Annotated in this window: 20 protein-coding genes and 1 riboswitch; of the genes, 2 read left to right on the top strand and 18 right to left on the bottom strand. The window is 73.7% G+C overall.

Features of this window, described 5'->3' with window-relative positions; translation table 11 throughout:
• Positions 1 to 5 precede the first annotated feature (5 nt).
• The 8 genes from J2X49_RS00575 to prmC all read right to left on the bottom strand — a co-directional run bounded on the left by J2X49_RS00575 (position 6) and on the right by prmC (position 5,842).
• A complete protein-coding gene (locus J2X49_RS00575; protein WP_310121225.1) occupies positions 6 to 788 on the bottom strand; it encodes a F0F1 ATP synthase subunit delta in 783 nt (260 codons plus the stop codon).
• Positions 788 to 1,333, bottom strand: a complete 546-nt coding sequence (locus tag J2X49_RS00580; RefSeq protein ID WP_310121229.1) for a F0F1 ATP synthase subunit B — start codon at positions 1,331 to 1,333, stop codon at positions 788 to 790. The genes J2X49_RS00575 and J2X49_RS00580 overlap by 1 nt, the downstream gene beginning before the upstream one ends.
• Positions 1,334 to 1,340: 7 nt before the next feature.
• On the bottom strand, positions 1,341 to 1,577 hold the full coding sequence (gene atpE, locus J2X49_RS00585) for an ATP synthase F0 subunit C (protein WP_281439987.1): 237 nt from the start codon (positions 1,575 to 1,577) through the stop codon (positions 1,341 to 1,343).
• A gap of 36 nt (positions 1,578 to 1,613) precedes the next feature.
• A complete protein-coding gene (atpB, locus tag J2X49_RS00590; RefSeq protein WP_396130679.1) occupies positions 1,614 to 2,441 on the bottom strand; it encodes a F0F1 ATP synthase subunit A in 828 nt (275 codons plus the stop codon).
• A gap of 162 nt (positions 2,442 to 2,603) precedes the next feature.
• Positions 2,604 to 3,065 carry a hypothetical protein gene (locus J2X49_RS00595; protein WP_310121231.1) on the bottom strand — a complete coding sequence of 154 codons (462 nt, stop codon included), beginning with the start codon at positions 3,063 to 3,065 and terminating at the stop codon, positions 2,604 to 2,606.
• Complete coding sequence (locus tag J2X49_RS00600; protein ID WP_310121234.1) at positions 3,062 to 4,264, bottom strand: MraY family glycosyltransferase; 1,203 nt, start codon at positions 4,262 to 4,264, stop codon at positions 3,062 to 3,064. The genes J2X49_RS00595 and J2X49_RS00600 overlap by 4 nt, the downstream gene beginning before the upstream one ends.
• A gap of 4 nt (positions 4,265 to 4,268) precedes the next feature.
• Positions 4,269 to 4,940 carry an L-threonylcarbamoyladenylate synthase gene (locus J2X49_RS00605; protein ID WP_310121237.1) on the bottom strand — a complete coding sequence of 224 codons (672 nt, stop codon included), beginning with the start codon at positions 4,938 to 4,940 and terminating at the stop codon, positions 4,269 to 4,271.
• Between the two features lie 41 nt (positions 4,941 to 4,981).
• A complete protein-coding gene (prmC, locus tag J2X49_RS00610) occupies positions 4,982 to 5,842 on the bottom strand; it encodes a peptide chain release factor N(5)-glutamine methyltransferase (protein ID WP_310121240.1) in 861 nt (286 codons plus the stop codon).
• Positions 5,843 to 5,966: 124 nt separating this feature from the next.
• On the opposite strand from prmC, the gene cysK reads away from it, so the two are divergent.
• Entirely contained in the window at positions 5,967 to 6,896 is a 930-nt protein-coding gene (gene cysK, locus J2X49_RS00615) for a cysteine synthase A (RefSeq protein ID WP_310121242.1), read from the top strand.
• Positions 6,897 to 6,907: 11 nt separating this feature from the next.
• Positions 6,908 to 7,462, top strand: coding sequence for a serine O-acetyltransferase EpsC (gene epsC, locus J2X49_RS00620; protein WP_310121245.1), 555 nt, complete (start codon positions 6,908 to 6,910; stop codon positions 7,460 to 7,462).
• Between the two features lie 33 nt (positions 7,463 to 7,495).
• Here the strand turns inward: epsC and J2X49_RS00625 are convergent, their stop codons facing one another.
• The 10 genes from J2X49_RS00625 to thrC form a co-directional block, all read right to left on the bottom strand.
• A complete protein-coding gene (locus J2X49_RS00625) occupies positions 7,496 to 7,876 on the bottom strand; it encodes a multidrug efflux SMR transporter (protein WP_310121247.1) in 381 nt (126 codons plus the stop codon).
• 1 nt (position 7,877) lies between these two features.
• The gene (locus J2X49_RS00630) at positions 7,878 to 8,192 is read right to left on the bottom strand and encodes an SMR family transporter (RefSeq protein WP_310121249.1); all 315 of its coding nucleotides are present in this window, start codon (positions 8,190 to 8,192) and stop codon (positions 7,878 to 7,880) included.
• 11 nt (positions 8,193 to 8,203) lie between these two features.
• Positions 8,204 to 8,267, bottom strand: a riboswitch (guanidine-III (ykkC-III) riboswitch).
• A 6-nt stretch (positions 8,268 to 8,273) separates the two neighbouring features.
• On the bottom strand, positions 8,274 to 8,645 hold the full coding sequence (locus J2X49_RS00635) for a hypothetical protein (protein ID WP_310121251.1): 372 nt from the start codon (positions 8,643 to 8,645) through the stop codon (positions 8,274 to 8,276).
• 71 nt (positions 8,646 to 8,716) lie between these two features.
• Complete coding sequence (locus J2X49_RS00640; RefSeq protein ID WP_310121254.1) at positions 8,717 to 9,178, bottom strand: ATP-binding protein; 462 nt, start codon at positions 9,176 to 9,178, stop codon at positions 8,717 to 8,719.
• 54 nt (positions 9,179 to 9,232) lie between these two features.
• Complete coding sequence (locus J2X49_RS00645; RefSeq protein WP_310121255.1) at positions 9,233 to 10,351, bottom strand: ScyD/ScyE family protein; 1,119 nt, start codon at positions 10,349 to 10,351, stop codon at positions 9,233 to 9,235.
• 117 nt (positions 10,352 to 10,468) lie between these two features.
• Positions 10,469 to 11,755 carry an MFS transporter gene (locus tag J2X49_RS00650; protein WP_310121257.1) on the bottom strand — a complete coding sequence of 429 codons (1,287 nt, stop codon included), beginning with the start codon at positions 11,753 to 11,755 and terminating at the stop codon, positions 10,469 to 10,471.
• Positions 11,756 to 11,762: 7 nt separating this feature from the next.
• On the bottom strand, positions 11,763 to 12,842 hold the full coding sequence (gene prfA / locus J2X49_RS00655; protein WP_310121260.1) for a peptide chain release factor 1: 1,080 nt from the start codon (positions 12,840 to 12,842) through the stop codon (positions 11,763 to 11,765).
• A gap of 1 nt (position 12,843) precedes the next feature.
• Positions 12,844 to 14,988, bottom strand: a complete 2,145-nt coding sequence (rho, locus tag J2X49_RS00660) for a transcription termination factor Rho (protein ID WP_310121263.1) — start codon at positions 14,986 to 14,988, stop codon at positions 12,844 to 12,846.
• Positions 14,989 to 15,128: 140 nt separating this feature from the next.
• Positions 15,129 to 16,103 (bottom strand): homoserine kinase, encoded by a 975-nt coding sequence (gene thrB, locus J2X49_RS00665; RefSeq protein ID WP_310121265.1) that lies wholly within the window; start codon positions 16,101 to 16,103, stop codon positions 15,129 to 15,131.
• On the bottom strand, positions 16,100 to 17,185 hold the full coding sequence (gene thrC, locus J2X49_RS00670; RefSeq protein WP_310121267.1) for a threonine synthase: 1,086 nt from the start codon (positions 17,183 to 17,185) through the stop codon (positions 16,100 to 16,102). Before thrC ends, thrB begins: the two co-directional genes overlap by 4 nt.
• Positions 17,186 to 17,190: the final 5 nt, after the last annotated feature.

A 17,190-nucleotide genomic window follows, 5' to 3' on the forward strand; every position in this document is an offset into this window, starting at 1 on the left:
TCGACCTAGCCGAGCTTCAGGCGCAGGTCGGTGAACTTGGAACGGACGGTGCCGTCGATGACGTCGTCGCCGATCGCGACGCGCAGGCCGCCGAGGACGGCCGGGTCGACGATCTGCTGGAGCTGCAGCGCGCGGCCGTACTGCCGCTCGAGGCCGACGCGGAGTCGGTCGAGCTGCGCCGCGGGGATCTCGCGGGCCGTCGTGACGGTCGCGAGCGAGCTGCCGGTGGCCTCGGCCACCTGCTTCGCCGTGCTGCGCAGCCGCTGGCCGATGCGACGGCCGCGAGGCGCGCGCACGAGGTGGTCGAGGATCGAGGCGGTCGCCTCGCTCGCCCGGCCCCCGAGCAGCCGCTCGACGAGCGCCGCCTTGGCGTCGGCCGAGCCGAGCAGCCCGCCGAGCGCGAGCTCGAGGTGCGCGTCGGAGGCGACGGTGCGCTCGAACGAGGCGATCTCGCCGGCGACGTCGGCGTGCGACGAGCGCACGGCGATGCGGATGGCCGCGTCGTCGATGCCCGCGAGCAGGTCGGCGGGAGCGGACCAGCGCTGGCGCGCGAGGTGCGCGACGATCGCGACCGCCGGTGCGCCGAGCTGCCCGAGCACGCGCGCTGCGAGAGCCGCGCGAGCGTCGGGCGTCGAGGCGGGGTCGGCCAGCGACGAGAGCACCTGGGGGCTCCGCTCGACGGCGCGCGACGCCCGGAACAGGTCGCGCGCGTCGTCGAGCCCAGCCTGCGGCTGCGCGCTGACGGCGCCCTCGATGCCGGCTCGCGCCTGGCTGGTCGCGCTGCCCACTAGCGGTTCGCCCCGTCGCGCTCGAGGTCGGCCAGGAAGCGGTCGACGATCGCAGCCGAGCGGCTGTCGTCCATCGACTCGCCGACGACCTTCTCCGACAGGTCGAGGGCGAGCGTGCCGACCTCGGTCTTCAGGGAGGAGAAGGCTGCCTGGCGCTCGGCCTCGATGCGCTGGTGCGCCTGCGCGGTGATGCGCTCGGCCTCGTCGTTCGCACGAGCCTTCAGGTCGGCCTCGATCTTGGCGGCGTCTGCGCGAGCACGATCCTTGATCTGGCTGGCCTCAGCGCGCGCGGCGGCGAGCTGCGTGTTGTACGACTCGAGCGCCGCAGCGGCCTCGGCCTGCGCCTCCTCGGCCTTCTTGATGCCGCCCTCGATGGCAGCGGCGCGCTCGTCGAGCAGCGCCTGCATGCGCGGGAGGACGACCTTCCAGAAGACCAGCAGGAGGACGGTGAAGATGACCGCCGACCAGAGGATGTCGTAGAAGGCGGGGAGGAGGATGTTCTGCTCCCCCTCCTCCTCCGCCAGGAAGAGGTCTGATGCGAGCATCAGTGCCTCAGACCATGAAGAAGTACGTGGCGATGCCGACGAAGGCGAGCGCCTCGGTGAACGCGATGCCGATGTACATGAGGACCGTCAGGCGGCCCTGCAGCTCCGGCTGGCGCGCGACCGACTCGATCGTCTTGCCGACGACGATGCCCACGCCGATGGCGGGGCCGATGGCCGCGAGGCCGTAGCCGACGGTCGCGATGTTGCCGTTGATCTCGGCGAGAACGGTCGTGGCGTTGTCCACGGTGTTTCCTTTCTGCGGTTCCGGTTGCCCGGAGGGTCAGTGCTCTTCAGCCAGCGCGAGCTGGATGTAGACGGTGGTCAGGAGGGCGAAGACGTAGGCCTGCAGCACCGCGACCAGCAGCTCGAAGAGCGTGAACGCGAAGCCGAGGGCGAGGGTGCCTGCGCCGAACAGCGTGTAGAGGCCGCCGGCGGAGAAGAAGAAGAAGTGCGTGGCCGAGAAGAACAGCACGAGCAGCAGGTGGCCGACGACCATGTTCATCATGAGTCGCAGCGTCAGCGTGATGGGGCGCAGCACGAAGGTCGAGACGAACTCGATCGGCGTCACGATGATGTAGAGCGGCCACGGCACGCCGGGCGGGAACAGCGCGTTCTTGAAGAAGGCGCCCGGGTGCTTCTTGACGCCGGCGTAGATGAACGCGACGTAGGCGATGAGCGCCAGCAGCAGCGGCACGCCGATCACCGAGGTGCCCGCGATGTTGAAGAAGGGGATGATGCCGGTCACGTTCATCGACAGCACCATGAAGAAGATGGTGGTGATGAGCGGGAGGAAGCGGCGTCCGTCCTTCTCGCCGAGCAGGTCGTAGGCGATGCCGTCGCGGACGAAGCCGAGGCCCATCTCGACCAGGCTCTGCCCCCGCGTCGGGACCAGGCGCATCCGCCGCGTGCCGAGCACGAAGATGAGGATGATCGCCGTCGCCGAGATGAGGCGGATGAGCATGATCCGGTTGATGCCGAAGATCGGGTCCTCTGCGCCGAGCCACGCGATCGTGGGCTCGTCGAACAGGAAGATCTGCGGGAAGAACTCCGCGATCGACGGCGGGTGGAACGGCTCGGGCTCGGTTCCAGCAGAGGCCAGCAGCGACAAAGGGGCGTTCAGCGTCTCTTCCTCAACCTCATGGCGCCTGGCGCCGTCTCGACGTCGGTGCGCCCCCTCGCGCGGACGCGCTCGATGGTGAGCGGAGCAGTGGGGGGAGCAGGAACGACACTACCAGAACGCGGCGCGGCTCGGCGCCCCGCCGGTCGTCGCTCAGGCCTGCGCGCCGCGGGCCGGGCGGCCCTGGGTCTCGTCGTCGGCGTCGCTGTCGATCGTCGGCTGCCGGCTCGTCATGATGACGACGCAGTCGATGACGAGCGAGCCGATGACCGCCGCCACGAGGGCGCCGAAGGCGACGCCGCGGTGCAGCCAGTCCTGGTCGCCGAGCACGAACACGAGCACGATGAACAGCACGAACTTCACGAGCCAGCCGCCCAGCACGATGCCGAAGAACGCGCCCGAGATCATGGCGCCCTTCGAGACCTTGAAGGCGAGCAGGATGCTCGCGGCCGTGAGCATGCAGAAGACGATCGCGAGGGCGGTGCCCACGAGCGCCGAGGCGACCCCGGCGCCGGCGGCGAGCAGCCAGCCGACGATCCCGCCCACGACGGCCACGGCGGCGGCGAGGATGCCGCCCCACAGCAGGATGCGCTGCATGATCTGGTTGGTGGTCACCGGGATTCCCCCTGGTCGATGCTGGTCTCGACGCGGGCGTCGATCGTGGTCGGCTCGAGTCCCCTGCGAGCTGCACGGCGCTCGCGCAGCACGCGCAGGAACGTGCGCCACACCCTGCGGCTGACGGGCGCCGCCGTCAGCAGGGCGCACACGATGAACCCGACGCCCATGATAGCGACGGCCACCCACCACGGCTGCATCAGGAAGACGAGGCAGCCGACCGAGACGACCCCGGTCCAGCCGTAGAAGATGAGCACCGCGCCGAGGTGCGAGTGCCCCATGTCGAGCAGCCGGTGGTGGAGGTGCTTGCGGTCGGCCGTGAACGGGCTCGAGCCGTTGAGGAGGCGCCGCACGACCGCGAGCACGAAGTCCGTCAGCGGCAGCAGCAGGATCGCGAGCGGCAGCAGCACCGGGATGAACGCGGGCAGGATCTGGCTGCGCCCGCCCATCGTGCCGATGTCGATCTGCCCGGTGACGGCGATGGCGCTCGCGGCGGTGAGGAGGCCCAGCATGAGCGCGCCGCCGTCGCCCATGAACATGCGCGCGGGATGCCAGTTCACCGGCAGGAAGCCGAGGCAGACGCCGACGATGATCGACGTGATGAGGCTCGCGAGCGAGAAGTAGGCGTTCTGCTGCCCGAGGTTCTGGCTGATGATGAAGATGTAGCCGAAGAACGCCGTCGAGCCGATGATCGTGGTGCCCGCGACGAGGCCGTCGAGCCCGTCGATGAAGTTCAGCGCGTTCATGACGAGCACGATGATGAGCACCGTCAACATGATCGCGGTGGTCGCCGACGGCACCGTGATGCCGGCGATCGGCAGGCTCACGATCTGCACGCCGAAGAGCGCGACGCCGGTGGCGACGAGGATCTGCGCGCCGAGCTTCAGCATCCAGTCGAGGTCGACGAGGTCGTCGAGCACGCCGATGCCGCAGATCGCGACCGCGCCGGCCAGCAGCGTCCAGATGCGGGCGGGCTCGGCGAAGACGCCCGAGAGCTCGGGGATGAGGGCGGCGACGCCGAACGCGCCGAGCACGCCGATGCACATCGCCACCCCGCCGAGGCGCGGCGTCGGCCGCGAGTGCACGTCGCGGTCGCGCACCGGCGGGTGGATGCCGTGCTTGAGCGCCACTGCCAGCACCACGCGGGTCGCGAAGAAGGTCACGACCGCCGCGACCGCGGTGATGAGCAGGAAGATCACGGCGTCACTCCGGGGCGAGCAGCTCGCCGAGCGCGGCCGCGACGGTCTCCCGCGGCAGCACGCCCTGGCGCACGATGCGCACGACGCCCTCGGCGGAGCAGTCGAGGATCGTCGAGCCGTTCTGCTCCCCCGGCGCCGCGCTGCCGCCCACGGCGCCCGCGTCGAGCACCGCGGCGACGCGGTCGCCGAGCATCTCGGCCGCGGCTGCCGCCTCGGTCGGCGCCGGCATGCCGTGGAGGTTGGCGCTCGAGACCGCGAGCGGCCCCGTCTCGCGCAGCAGGCCGATCGCGATCGGGTGGTCGGGCACCCGGATCGCGACGGTGCCCCCGGTGTCGCCGAGGTCCCAGGTGAGCGAGGGCTGCGCGCGCAGGATGACGGTGAGGGGGCCAGGCCAGTGCGCGTCGAGCAGCGGCTCGATCGCCGCGGGCACCGACTCGGCGAGCGCGGTGGCCATGTGCCGGTCGGCGACGAGCACGGGCGGCGGGAAGCCGCGGTCCCTGCCCTTCGCCGCGAGCAGGCCCGCGACGGCGCTGTGCGAGAACGCGTCGGCGGCGATGCCGTAGACCGTGTCGGTCGGCATCACGATGCACTGGCCGGCCGCGATCGCCGTCCGCGCCGCGCGCACCCCGTCGAGCAGGGATGCGGGGTCGGAGCAGTCGTAGATCGTGGCGGCCACCCCGCAATCGTAGTGCCGCCCGGGAGCGCCCGCCGGGGCCGTCAGCGGACGGCGGAGGTGACGCGGTCGCGACCCGTCAGGTCGACCCGCGTGCGCGCATCCGTGAACCCGGCGTCCTCGAGCATGCCGCGCACGGCGGCCGACTGGTGCTCGGCGTGCTCGACCGCGACGATGCCGCCGGGGGCGACGAGGTCGGCCGCGAGCGGCGCGAGGTCGCGGATGAGGTCGAGCCCGTCGGCGCCCGAGTAGAGCGCGCCGTGGGGGTCGAAGGCCCGCACCTCGTGGTCGGCGGGCACGGATGCGGCCGGCACGTAGGGCGGGTTCGACACGAGGGCGTCGAGGGAGCCGGGCTGCACCCCGACGGCCGCGAGCGCCGCGACGTCGCGCGCGTCGGCGTGGAGCAGCACGGTGCCGGGCGCGAGCTCGGCGATGTTGCGGCGGGCCCAGACGTAGGCGGCGGGGCTCTGCTCGACGGCGACGACCCGGGCTCCGGCCTCGCGCGCGAGCGCGATCGCGACGGCGCCCGTGCCGGTGCCCACGTCGAGCACGAGCGGCGAGGCCGTACCGCGCACGTGCTCGAGCACGACGTCGACGAGCAGCTCGGTCTCGGGCCGCGGGGTGAAGACGCCTGGCCCGACCCGCAGGTCGACGTGCCGGAACGGTGCGAGGCCCGTGATGCGCTGCAGCGGCTCGCGCGCCTCCCTGCGCGCGACCGCGTGCGCGAAGCGGGCCAGCGCATCCGCCGCGAACGAGCGGCCCATCGCCATGTCGACGCGGATCTCGCCGAGCCCGCTGCCTGCGGCCCACGCGGCGAGCAGCTCGGCGTCCGGGCCCTCGATGCCCGCGGCCGAGAGGCGCGTGCGCGCCTGCCGCACCGCATCGCCGACCGTCGGTTCCGTCACGGCACCACGGTAGTGCCGCGAGGGGCCCGCGCCCTGCGGGAATGCGGAGCCGCCGCGGAGCGCTTGCTCGGGTGCTGTCCCGTATGGTGAGAAGCACTGCTTCCACCCGATGAAAGGAATCCGCATGGCGCGCATCTTCGACGACATCACCGCCACGATCGGCGGCACGCCCCTCGTGCGCCTCCAGCGGCTCGACGACACCGACGCGACCGTGCTGGTGAAGCTCGAGTCCTTCAACCCCGGCGCATCCGTCAAGGACCGCATCGGCCGCGCGATCATCGACGCCGCCGAGGCCGACGGCTCCCTGAAGCCCGGCGGCACGATCGTCGAGGGCACGAGCGGCAACACCGGCATCGCCCTCGCGATGGTCGGCGCCGCCCGCGGCTACCGCGTGATCCTCTCGATGCCCGAGACGATGTCGGTCGAGCGCCGCGCGATCCTCAAGGCCTACGGCGCCGAGCTCGTGCTCACCCCCGGCCCCGACGGCATGCGCGGCGCCGTCGAGCGCGCCCGCCAGATCGTCGCCGAGACGCCCGGCGCCGTCCTCGCCCGGCAGTTCGAGAACGAGGCGAACATCCGCGTGCACCGCGAGACCACCGCCGAGGAGGTCTGGGCCGACACCGACGGCGAGGTCGACATCTTCATCGCGGGCATCGGCACCGGGGGCACCATCACCGGCGCCGGCGGCCGCCTCAAGGAGCTGAACCCCGAGATCCGCGTCGTCGCCGTCGAGCCGGCCGACTCGCCGCTGCTGACGAAGGGCCAGGCCGGACCGCACAAGATCCAGGGCCTCGGCGCGAACTTCGTGCCCGAGATCCTCGACACCGGCATCTACGACGAGGTCGTCGACGTCGAGCTCGACGACGCCGTGCGCGTCGGCCGCGAGCTCGCCGCGAAGGAGGGCATCTTCGCGGGCATCTCCTCGGGCGCGATCGTCTGGGCCGCGCTCGAGATCGCGCGCCGTCCCGAGTCGGCGGGCAAGACGATCGTCGCGATCGTCTGCGACACCGGCGAGCGCTACCTGTCGATGCCGATCTACGCCGACCTGGCCTGAGCGGAGGACGGATGGGCCTGCTCAACGTCCGGGAGGACATCGAGAACGCGCGGCGGCACGACCCTGCCGCCCGCGGCGCGCTGTCGATCGCGCTCACCTACTCGACCCTCCACGCCGTGTGGGCCCACCGCGTCAACCACCGGCTCTGGCACGCCGGCGCGCGCTCGATCGCGCGCGCGGGCAGCCAGTTCGCGCGCTTCATGACGGGCGTCGAGATCCACCCGGGCGCGCGGCTCGGGCGGCGGTTCTTCATCGACCACGGCATGGGCGTCGTGATCGGCGAGACCGCCGAGGTCGGTGACGACGTGATGCTCTACCACGGCGTGACGCTCGGCGGCACGGCGAACGCGGCCGTGAAGCGGCACCCGACGCTCGGGCACCGCGTGCTCGTGGGCGCCGGCGCCAAGGTCCTCGGGCCGATCGCGCTCGGCGACGACGTCAGGGTCGGCGCGAACGCGGTCGTGCTGCACGACGCGCCATCGGGGACGACGCTCGTGGGCGTGCCAGCGAAGCCGGTGGCGCGCACCTCCCCCGCCGAGCTGCCGCAGATCGAGTACTCGATCTGAGCCGCGGCGGCCCCGGCGCCGCTCGCCCCCGCGTCAGGCGGGGTCGGATGCGGCGGGGCGGCCAGGCTGCGAGGGTGCGACATGCGGGCGCTCGGTGAGCGCGAGGCCCGCCACCGCGACCAGGATCCCGACGAGGAAGAGGAGCGTCAGGGGGCTCCATGGCTGCGCTCCCGTCGCGATCGCCCAGAGCACGGTGAGGGCTCCGCCGACGCCCGTCCAGACGGCGTAGCCGGTGGCGAGCGGGAGGGTCCGCACGGCCCGCTCGAGGCCGATGAAGCTCGCGACCGCGGCGACGGCGAACACCAGGGTCGGGAGCGGTCGGCTGAAGCCCTCCGACTCCCCCATCGCCGTCGCCCAGACGGCCTCGAGCACGGCGCTGCCGAGCAGCACGGCCCAGGCGGTGCGGGGCCGCACCTCAGCTCACCAGCTTCAGGCCGACGAGGCAGCCGACGAGCAGCACGAGCAGCAGCGCGCGCACGAGCGTGAGCCGCTCGGCGCCGCGCGCGACCTGCAGCACGACCGTCGCGACGGCGCCGACCCCTACCCAGACCGCGTACGCGGTCCCGGTCGGGATCTCGAGCATCGCCCAGGCGAGGCCGCCCATCGAGGCGAGCATGGCGACGGCGAAGAGCACGGTCGGCCGCCAGCGCCGGAAGCCCTGCGACGACTGCATCGCGGCAGCCCAGACGGCCTCGAGGAGGCCGGACGCGATCAGGATCACCCACGACATGACGAGTCCCCACCGGCCGTCTTGTCGCTGTGCGGGTACGGCTCCCTCGTCCGCGAGCCCGCCCTCGGGCTCGTCACCAGGCTACCCGGCGCCATCCGCGTCGGGCAGCGAGGCGTGCGCCCGCCAGGTGGCGAGCGCGAGCCCGACGACGAGCACGATCGCGGCGAGCACGGCGAGCACGGCCCACTCCTCGACCCCCGCCTGGAGGCCCGCGACGAGCGACCCGAGCGCCGCGACCGCCGCGACCGAGGTCGCGAGCCACGTGAGCGGCGTGGCCGCGCGGTGCGAGCGCGCGTAGGCCGTCGCATCCGCCCGCAGCCGCCCGCCGGGCAGGCCGATCGGGCCGGCCGGCGCGATGCGCCCGAGCCCGGCGAGGTGCACGACCACGCCGATCGCGATCGCCGCGAGCGCGAGCGCGAGCGAGCCGAGCGACATCGCGAGCACCGGTCCCATGCGCTCATCCTGGCACGCGGGCGGCCGCACGCACGGGGCCGAGGGTTGCGGATGCGCGGGGCCCGGCAGCGTCAGCCGGTCTCGACCAGGCGGTGCGCCTCGCGCTCCCCCGGCCACTCGAACCCCGCGACGTAGGCGGTGAGCGCCGCGTCGTCGAGCACCACGGACTCCGGCCCGGGCTCGCGACCGTGCGCCCGGTCGAGCAGCGTCGGCAGCGGCGCGCGCACGACCACGAGCTCGCACTCCACCGCCATCGCGCCCAGCCGCATCCGCCACCGATCGCGCACCGCGCGCGTCGACAGCGACGCGTCGAGCACCACGGGGCGGCCGGTGGGCAGCACCCGCTCGAGCAGCTCGAGGAAGTCGGCGTCGATCCGCGCCATGAGCGCCTGCGACGGCCGCCCGTCGCGCACGCCGCGCGCCCAGGCCTCGCGGTCGTACGACAGCACGAGCGCGCCGGAGGCCTCGAGCTCGCGCGCGAGCGTCGACTTGCCCGCGCACGAGGGGCCGCACAGCAGCGTCACCTGGGCCATGGGCGCGAGCCTACGCCCGCGCCCGAGACGCGCCGTGCGACCCCCGATCGATGCTCAGCGCAGGTCGACCTGCAGCACCGAGCCCCCGCCCGACGACACCGAGTCGACGGTGACGAAGGCGGAGGTGCCGCGGATCGCCAGGCCGTACGGCGCCGACAGCCCGTCGACGACCGCGTCGTGCATCGAGCCTCCCGGCGTCACCTCGCGCAGCGATCCGACGTGCCCGTCGAAGAAGCTGCCGTCGTCGAGCTGCACGGCGTAGAGCACGCCATCGCGCCAGGCGAGGCTCGTCACCATCGTCAGCCCGGTCGCGTAGGCGGACACCTGCCCGTCGGGCGTGACGCGCCAGATGGTCGAGGCGCCTGTCGGGAAGGGGAAGCCGGTCAGCTGCGACACGTAGTACGCGCCGTCGGGCCCGACCGCGACATCCGTGGGCACCGCTTGCGGCGGGATCATCCCGGGACCGAACGGGTTGGGCACGGGGTCGCCGTTCGGGAACACCGCGACCGTGCTCACGCCGTCGTCGCCGGCGGTCAGCAGCGTGTTGCCGCCGGCGTCGGTGACCGCCCAGTGCTTCGCGCCGAGCGGGGCGAAGCCCACGGCGTTGCTGTCGGGCGGGTCGTTGCCGTCGGGGTTGCTCGCGACCTCGAAGGCGTTGATGTCCGCCACGAGGGCGAGGTCGTCCGCGGTGAGCGGCGCCGAGCGCAGCGACCCCGTCTGCAGCGTGCCGAAGTCGGCGAACGCGTCGGCGAGGCCGTCGCGCGCCGTCGCCGCGCCGGCCATGCCGCCGATGAGCACCGCGATGCTCGTGCCGCGCACCTGGACGTCGGATGCGCCCAGCACCTCGCCGTTGAAGCCGAGGGCGGGCAGGTCGGTGACGACGCGACGCTGGCCGGAGCGGCTGACCTCGGTCACCGACCCCGTCATGCCGCAGAGCGCGTAGGCGGGATCGACGCCCGGGATCGCCTCGCACGCGGCCGCACTGCCCGCCTCGGCGACGTACAGGGTGTGGCCGGGGCCGATCGACAGCTGGCGGGGGTTGTTGAGCCCGGTCGCCACGGTGACGGGCTCGCCGGGCGGGGCGGCGCTCGCCGGCAGGCCGCCGAGGGCCGCCAGGCCGAGCACGAGGGCGGCGGTGGCCGCGGTCGCTGTCGTCCGGGATCTGCGAGACATGGGACGCTCCTTCGCGAGGTGCGGCCAGGCGGGTGCCCGCGCCGCTGCCGCCAAAGATCCCGCACGCCGGGTGCGCGGACAAGCCCCCGTCTTCCGCGTCCCTTCCGCGCCCGACGGCTACGCGGCGGTGCGGCCGCGAGCGAGCGGCGACGCCGCCATGCCGATCGCGGTCAGCGCGAAGCCGGCGCAGACCGCGATGAGCGCGGGACCGATGCCGATCGCGTCGCCCAGCAGCCCGCCGAGCGGCGCCGCGACGACGATCATGGCGCGGTTGACGGTGCGCATCGTCGCGTTCATCCGCGACTGCATCCGGTCGGGCGTCGCGCGCTGGCGGAGCGCCATCTCGCTCGGGTTCGCGAGCCCCATGGCGACGCCCGTCACCGCCAGCCCGGCGAGCACGAGCCCGACCGCGAGCGGCGCCGATGGCAGCGGCAGCAGCGCCGCAGCCGCGACCATGCCCCACCCGATCGGCATCGTCGCGTGCTCGAGGATCACCGTGCGCGCCATGCCGAGGCGCCCCGCGACGACGCCCGCGAGGGCCGTGCCCACGAGCGTCGCGCCGCCCAGCACGCCGAGCGCGAGCCCGAGGCCCGCCGGTCCCGCGTCGAGCTCGAGCAGCACGAGGGGCACGAGCAGCGTCATCGCGGCGCCGTTGCAGAGGAACCAGGCGTGCGTCCAGCGCGCGAAGGGCCCGAGCCGCGGATGCCGGTGCACGAAGCGCAGCCCGCCGACGATCGCGCGCCCGAGGCCGGCGGACCGCCGCGGCGCGGGCTCGTCGACCGGGAGCGTCGCGAGCACCCCGGCCGACACGAGGTGCGCGGCCGCGGCGGCCAGCAGCGACACCGGAGCGCCGAGCCACGCGATCACCGCGCCCGAGACGGCCGGGCCCGCCGACTGCGCCGCGTTCGAGCCGGCGTCGAGCCGCTGGTGCGCCGGCAGCAGCCGGGCGCGGTCGACGAGCCGCGGCACGAACGCCTGCGACGCGGCGTCGTTCACGAGGCTCGCCGCGCCGAGCAGCACCGCCGCCAGCAGCAGCACCCACAGCGCGCCGCCGCCCGCGAGCCACACCGCCGCGAGGCCGCCGAGCACGAGCGCGCGCACGACGTCGCTCACCAGCATCACCGTGCGCCGGCGCATCCCCTCGACGAGCGCGCCGACGAGCAGCCCGAGCACGACGTAGGGCAGGAACCGCGCAGACGACAGCCAGCCGACCTCGGTCGCTCCGCCACCGAGGTCGAGCACGACCATCGTCTGCAGCGCGATCACCGCGAGCCCGATGCCGGTCTCGGTCGCGACCTCGACGCTCCAGAAGCGCCAGAAGGCGCCGCCCATCCGCTCGCGGGCGGCGGGCGGCGCGTCGGCGCGCGCACGACCGGGACGCATCCGCCCCGGTCCCGCGCTCACGCGGGGCTCAGGCGTCGCCGCCGAGAGCCGCGAGCCGCGCCTCCTCGTCGGCCTGGATGCACGAGTCGATCACCGGCTGCAGCGCGCCGTCGAGCACGGTGTCGAGGTTGTAGGCCTTGAAGCCCGTGCGGTGGTCGGCGATGCGGTTCTCGGGGAAGTTGTAGGTGCGGATGCGCTCCGACCGGTCCATGCCGCGGATCTGCGACCTGCGCGCATCCGACGCCGCCGCGTCCAGCTCCTCCTGCTGCCGCGCGAGCAGCCGGGCGCGCAGCACGCGCATGCCCGCCTCGCGGTTCTGCAGCTGGCTCTTCTCGTTCTGCATCGAGACGGTGATGCCGGTGGGCAGGTGCGTGATGCGCACGGCGGAGTCGGTGGTGTTGACCGACTGGCCGCCGGGGCCGGACGAGCGGAAGACGTCGATCTTCAGGTCGTTCTGGTCGATCTGCACCTCCTCGGGCTCATCGACCTCGGGGAAGACGAGCACGCCGGTGGTGGAGGTGTGGATGCGCCCCTGCGTCTCGGTCGCGGGCACCCGCTGCACGCGGTGCACGCCGCCCTCGTACTTGAGCGACGCCCAGACGCCCTCGGACGGGTCGCTCGACGAGCCCTTCACGGCGATCTGCACGTCCTTGAAGCCGCCCATGTCGGAGGGCGTCGACTCGAGCATCTCGACCTTCCAGCCGCGGCTGGTGGCGTAGTGCGTGTACATGCGCACGAGGTCGGCCGCGAACAGCGCCGACTCCTCGCCGCCCTCGCCGCCCTTGACCTCCATGATCACGTCGCGCCCGTCGTCGGGGTCGCGCGGGATCAGCAGGCGCCGCAGCCGCTCCTCGGCCTGGTGCGCCGCCTCCTCGAGCGAGGGCACCTCCTCGGCGAACGCCTCGTCCTCGCGGGCGAGCTCGCGCGCGGCGGCGAGGTCGTCGGTCGACTGCACCCAGCGCTCGTGCGCCGCCTTGATCTGGCTGAGCTCCGCGTAGCGCCGGTTCACCCGGCGCGCACGGCCCGCATCGGCGTGCAGCGCCGGGTCGGCGAGCTGCAGCTCGAGGTCGGCGTGCTCGGCGATGAGCCCCGAGACCGACTCGAACACGTCAGTCCTTGTCGTGCTGGCCGGGCACCGACTTCGAGACCTTCATCAGGAACTCGACGTTCGACTGCGTCTCCTTGAGCTGCTTGAGCACGAGCTCGAGCGCCTGCTGCGTCTCGAGGCCGGCGAGCGCCCTGCGGAGCTTCCACATGACCTTCGTCTCCTCGACGCCCATGAGCATCTCCTCGCGGCGGGTGCCGGATGCGTTGACGTCGACGGCGGGGAAGATGCGCTTGTCGGCCATCTGGCGCGAGAGGCGGAGCTCCATGTTGCCGGTGCCCTTGAACTCCTCGAAGATCACCTCGTCCATCTTCGAGCCCGTCTCGACGAGCGCGGTCGCGAGGATGGTGAGCGAGCCGCCGTGCTCGATGTTGCGCGCGGCGCCGAAGAACTTCTTCGGCGGGTAGAGCGCGCTCGAGTCGACGCCGCCGGAGAGGATGCGGCCGGAGGCCGGCGCCGACAGGTTGTAGGCGCGGCCGAGGCGGGTGATGCCGTCGAGCAGCACGACGACGTCGTGCCCGAGCTCGACGAGGCGCTTGGCGCGCTCGATCGCGAGCTCGGCGACGATCGTGTGGTCCTCGGCGGGCCGGTCGAAGGTCGACGCGATGACCTCGCCCTTGACGGTGCGCTGGAAGTCGGTGACCTCCTCGGGGCGCTCGTCGACGAGCACGATCATCAGGTGCACCTCGGGGTTGTTCTCGGCGATCGCGTTGGCGATGGCCTGCATCACGAGGGTCTTGCCGGCCTTGGGCGGCGAGACGATGAGGCCGCGCTGGCCCTTGCCGATCGGCGCGACGAGGTCGATCACGCGCGTCGAGAGCTTGTTGGGCGTCGTCTCCAGGCGCAGGCGCTCCTGGGGGTAGAGCGGCGTGAGCTTCGAGAACTCGACGCGGTTCAGCGACTCCTCGACTGTCTGGCCGTTCACCGAGTCGACGCGCACGAGCGCGTTGAACTTCTGGCGGCCCGACTGCTGCTCGCCCTCGCGAGGCTGCTTGATGGCGCCGACGACGGCGTCGCCCTTGCGCAGCCCGTGCTTCTTGACCTGGGCGAGCGAGACGTAGACGTCGTTCTGGCCGGGCAGGTAGCCGGAGGTGCGCACGAACGCGTAGTTGTCGAGCAGGTCGACGATGCCGGCGACGGGCAGCAGCACGTCGTCCTCGTGGATCTCGAGCTCGGCGTCCTGGCCGCTGCGCCCGCGGGTGCGCTCGCGGCCGCGCCCGCGGCGCGAGCCGTCGGCGTCGGCCTGCTGCTGCGCGCGCTGGCCGCCCTGGTCGCGGTCGCGGTCGCCCTGCGCGCGGCCGCCCTGCTCGCGGTCGTTCTGGCGGTCGTTCTGGCGGTCGTTCTGGCCGCGGCCGCGACGGCGGCGCGAGCCGTCCTCGTCGTCCTGCTGCTGCTCGTCAGCCTGCTGGCCGTTCTGGCCGCCCTTGCCGCGGCTGCGGCGGCGGCGCGAGGTGCCCTCGCGCTGCTGCTGGTCGTCGCCCTCGGCGTCGGTGCCGGATGCGTCGTCGGCCTGGCGCTCGTCGGCGCGCTGGCGGTCGGCCTGGCGCGCGTCGTCTGCACGGGACTCGTCGGCCCGGGGCTCGTCGGCACGGGACTCGCCGGCACGGCCCGCGTCGTCGGCCGAGCCGCGCTCGGCGGACTCGGCGGCGGGCTGATCGGCGGCGCCCTCGGGCGCAGCCGTCGTCTCGTCGGCGCCGGCGTCCTTCGCCTTCGAGCGCGAGCGGCTCGCGCGGGTGCGCGCGGGGCGCTCGGCCTTGGCGGGGGCGTCGTCGCCCTCCGCGGCGGCGGGCGCCTCGTCGGCGGCGGGCTGGGCCACCTGGGCCGGCTGGGCCTCGGCGGGCTCGGCCTGCGGCTGCTCGACGGCGGCGTCCTCGGCCTGCTGCGCCTTCGTGCGGCGGGTCGAGGCGCGGCGCTTGGGAGCGGCGGCGGTCGCCTGCTCGGCGGGCGCGTCGGCCGTCGCCTGCTCGGCGGGGGCCTCTGCGGTCGCCTGCGGCGCGGGCTGCTCGGCCGGCGCCTCGGCGGCGGCCTCGGCCTTGGCGGCGACCGACGTGGAGGTCGCGCGGCGCGAGCGGCGCTTGGGGGCCTCTGCGGCGGGGGCGGTCGCGCCGTCGTCGGTCGCGGGGATGCTGTCGATGGTCTCGCTGGTCATTGCGCGAGCGCTCCTTCAATGTCGGCCCGCGCGCGATGCTCGCGGGCGTGGGACCATGTCTCCCGCTGCGCTCACGGCCGTGGAGCGGTCGTCGGGCGCATCAGATTGCGGAGAGAGGAGTCAGATGCTCCCCCGCCGGGCTAGGCCACGGCGCTGCTGGGGATGGGCTCCACTGTACCACCGCGGATGTCGACGGCGAGCAGGCGCGCGTGCCACCCGCCGGCCGCGCCGCCGGGCCGCTCCTCGACGATCCTGGCCGCCTCGAGGCGGGCCGCCGGGTCGCTCGCGAGCACGAGCACCGAGGGCCCCGCGCCCGACACGGCGGCCGCGTGGCCCGCGGCGCGCAGCTCGCGCACGAGCGCGCTCGTCTCGGGCATCGCGCTCGCGCGGTAGGTCTGGTGGAGGCGGTCCTCGGTCGCGTCGAAGAGCAGCTCGGGGCTCTGCGTGAGCGCCGCGACGAGCAGCGCCGAGCGCGAGAGGTTGAAGACGGCGTCGGCGTGCGGCACCGCGTCGGGCTGCAGGCTGCGCGCGAGCGACGTCGACATCGTCGCCTCGGGCACGGCGACGAGCAGCGAGACGCCGCGGTGCACGGCGAGCTGCTTGTGCCGGGGGCCGGTCTCGTCGACCCACGCGATGGTGAGGCCGCCGAAGATGGCGGGCGCGACGTTGTCGGGGTGGCCCTCGAGCTCGGTGGCCCAGCGCAGCACGTCCTCGTCGGTGACGTCGACGACGCCCTCGAGGAGGCCCTTCGCGGCGAGCACGCCGGAGACGATCGCTGCGCCGGAGGAGCCCATGCCGCGGCCGTGCGGGATGGCGTTGGTCGCGGTGATGCGCAGCCCCGGCGCCTCGACGCCGACGCGGTCGAGCACGTGCAGCAGCGAGCGCGCGACGAGGTTCGTCTCGTCGGTGGGCACGCCGTGCTCGCCCTCGGCGCCGACGCCCGTCACGTCGACGCGCACGCCGGCCTCGGTCGCGGTCACCTCGAGCTCGTCGTGCACGTTGAGCGCGAGGCCGAGCGTGTCGAAGCCCGGGCCGAGGTTGGCGCTCGTCGCCGGCACGCGCACGCGCACGCTGCGGCCGAGCGGCACCCGGGCCCCCGGCTCGGCCGCCGTCATGCCAGGCCCAGCATCTGGGCGACCTGCGCGGTGTCGGCGTCGGCCGACTCCGGCCGGGCCTCGGAGCCGTCGTCGAGCCGCAGCCCGTAGGCGGCGTCCTTCAGGCCGTGGCCGGTGACCGTGAGCGCGATGGTCGAGCCGGCCGGGATCTCGCCGGCCGAGTGCCGCTCGAGCAGGCCCGCGACCGAGATCGCAGAGGCGGGCTCGACGAAGACGCCGGTGGACGAAGCGAGCAGCCGCTGCGCGCGCAGGATCGCCGCGTCGTCGATCGCGCCGATGAAGCCGCCCGACTCGTCGCGCGCGTCGATCGCCTGCTGCCACGAGGCGGGGTTGCCGATCCGGATGGCCGTGGCGACCGTGTCGGGCTCGCGCACGACCTCGCCGCGCACGATGGGGGCCGCGCCCGCCGCCTGGAACCCGAGCATCCGGGGCCGCTTCGTGGCCATGCCCGTCGTCTCGGCGAGCGAGTAGCCGCGCCAGTAGCTCGTGATGTTGCCGGCGTTGCCGACCGGGATGCAGTGGATGTCAGGGGCGTCGCCGAGCACGTCGACGATCTCGAGCGCCGCGGTCTTCTGGCCCTCGATGCGGTCGTCGTTCACCGAGTTCACCAGGTGCACCGGGTAGCTGTCGGCGAGCTCCTTCGAGATCTCGAGGCAGTCGTCGAAGTTGCCGCGGATCTGCACGATGCGCGCGCCGTGCACGACCGACTGCGCGAGCTTGCCCATCGAGATCCTGCCCTCGGGCACCAGCACGATCGCCTGGATGCCGGCCGCCGCCGCGTAGGCCGCCGCGGCGGCCGAGGTGTTGCCGGTCGACGCGCAGGCGATCGCCTTCGCGCCGCGCTCGACGGCGCGGGAGACGGCGACGGTCATGCCGCGGTCCTTGAACGAGCCGGTCGGGTTCAGCCCCTCGAACTTCACGAGCACGCGCGCGTCGGTCATGGCCGACAGCGCCTTCGACTCGATGAGCGGCGTGCCGCCCTCGCCGAGCGTGACGACCGTCGACGCATCCGTCACGCCGAGCACGTCGGCCCACTCGTGCAGCACGCCTCGCCACTGGTTGCGTGAACCCTGCTTCGCCATCTTGA

It is taken from the genome of Agrococcus sp. BE272 (assembly GCF_031457935.1).
Taxonomy (GTDB): Bacteria; Actinomycetota; Actinomycetes; order Actinomycetales; family Microbacteriaceae; genus Agrococcus; species Agrococcus sediminis.

Bases quoted from the DNA above. Each gene is read 5' to 3' on its own strand.
- J2X49_RS00580 (WP_310121229.1), bottom strand. From the start codon at position 1,333: ATGCTCGCATCAGACCTCTTCCTGGCGGAGGAGGAGGGGGAGCAGAAC.
- cysK (WP_310121242.1), top strand. From the start codon at position 5,967: ATGGCGCGCATCTTCGACGACATCACCGCCACGATCGGCGGCACGCCC.
- epsC (WP_310121245.1), top strand. From the start codon at position 6,908: ATGGGCCTGCTCAACGTCCGGGAGGACATCGAGAACGCGCGGCGGCAC.
- J2X49_RS00630 (WP_310121249.1), bottom strand. From the start codon at position 8,192: ATGTCGTGGGTGATCCTGATCGCGTCCGGCCTCCTCGAGGCCGTCTGG.
- J2X49_RS00635 (WP_310121251.1), bottom strand. From the start codon at position 8,645: ATGGGACCGGTGCTCGCGATGTCGCTCGGCTCGCTCGCGCTCGCGCTC.
- J2X49_RS00640 (WP_310121254.1), bottom strand. From the start codon at position 9,178: ATGGCCCAGGTGACGCTGCTGTGCGGCCCCTCGTGCGCGGGCAAGTCG.
- J2X49_RS00645 (WP_310121255.1), bottom strand. From the start codon at position 10,351: ATGTCTCGCAGATCCCGGACGACAGCGACCGCGGCCACCGCCGCCCTC.
- rho (WP_310121263.1), bottom strand. From the start codon at position 14,988: ATGACCAGCGAGACCATCGACAGCATCCCCGCGACCGACGACGGCGCG.
- thrB (WP_310121265.1), bottom strand. From the start codon at position 16,103: ATGACGGCGGCCGAGCCGGGGGCCCGGGTGCCGCTCGGCCGCAGCGTG.
- thrC (WP_310121267.1), bottom strand. From the start codon at position 17,185: ATGGCGAAGCAGGGTTCACGCAACCAGTGGCGAGGCGTGCTGCACGAG.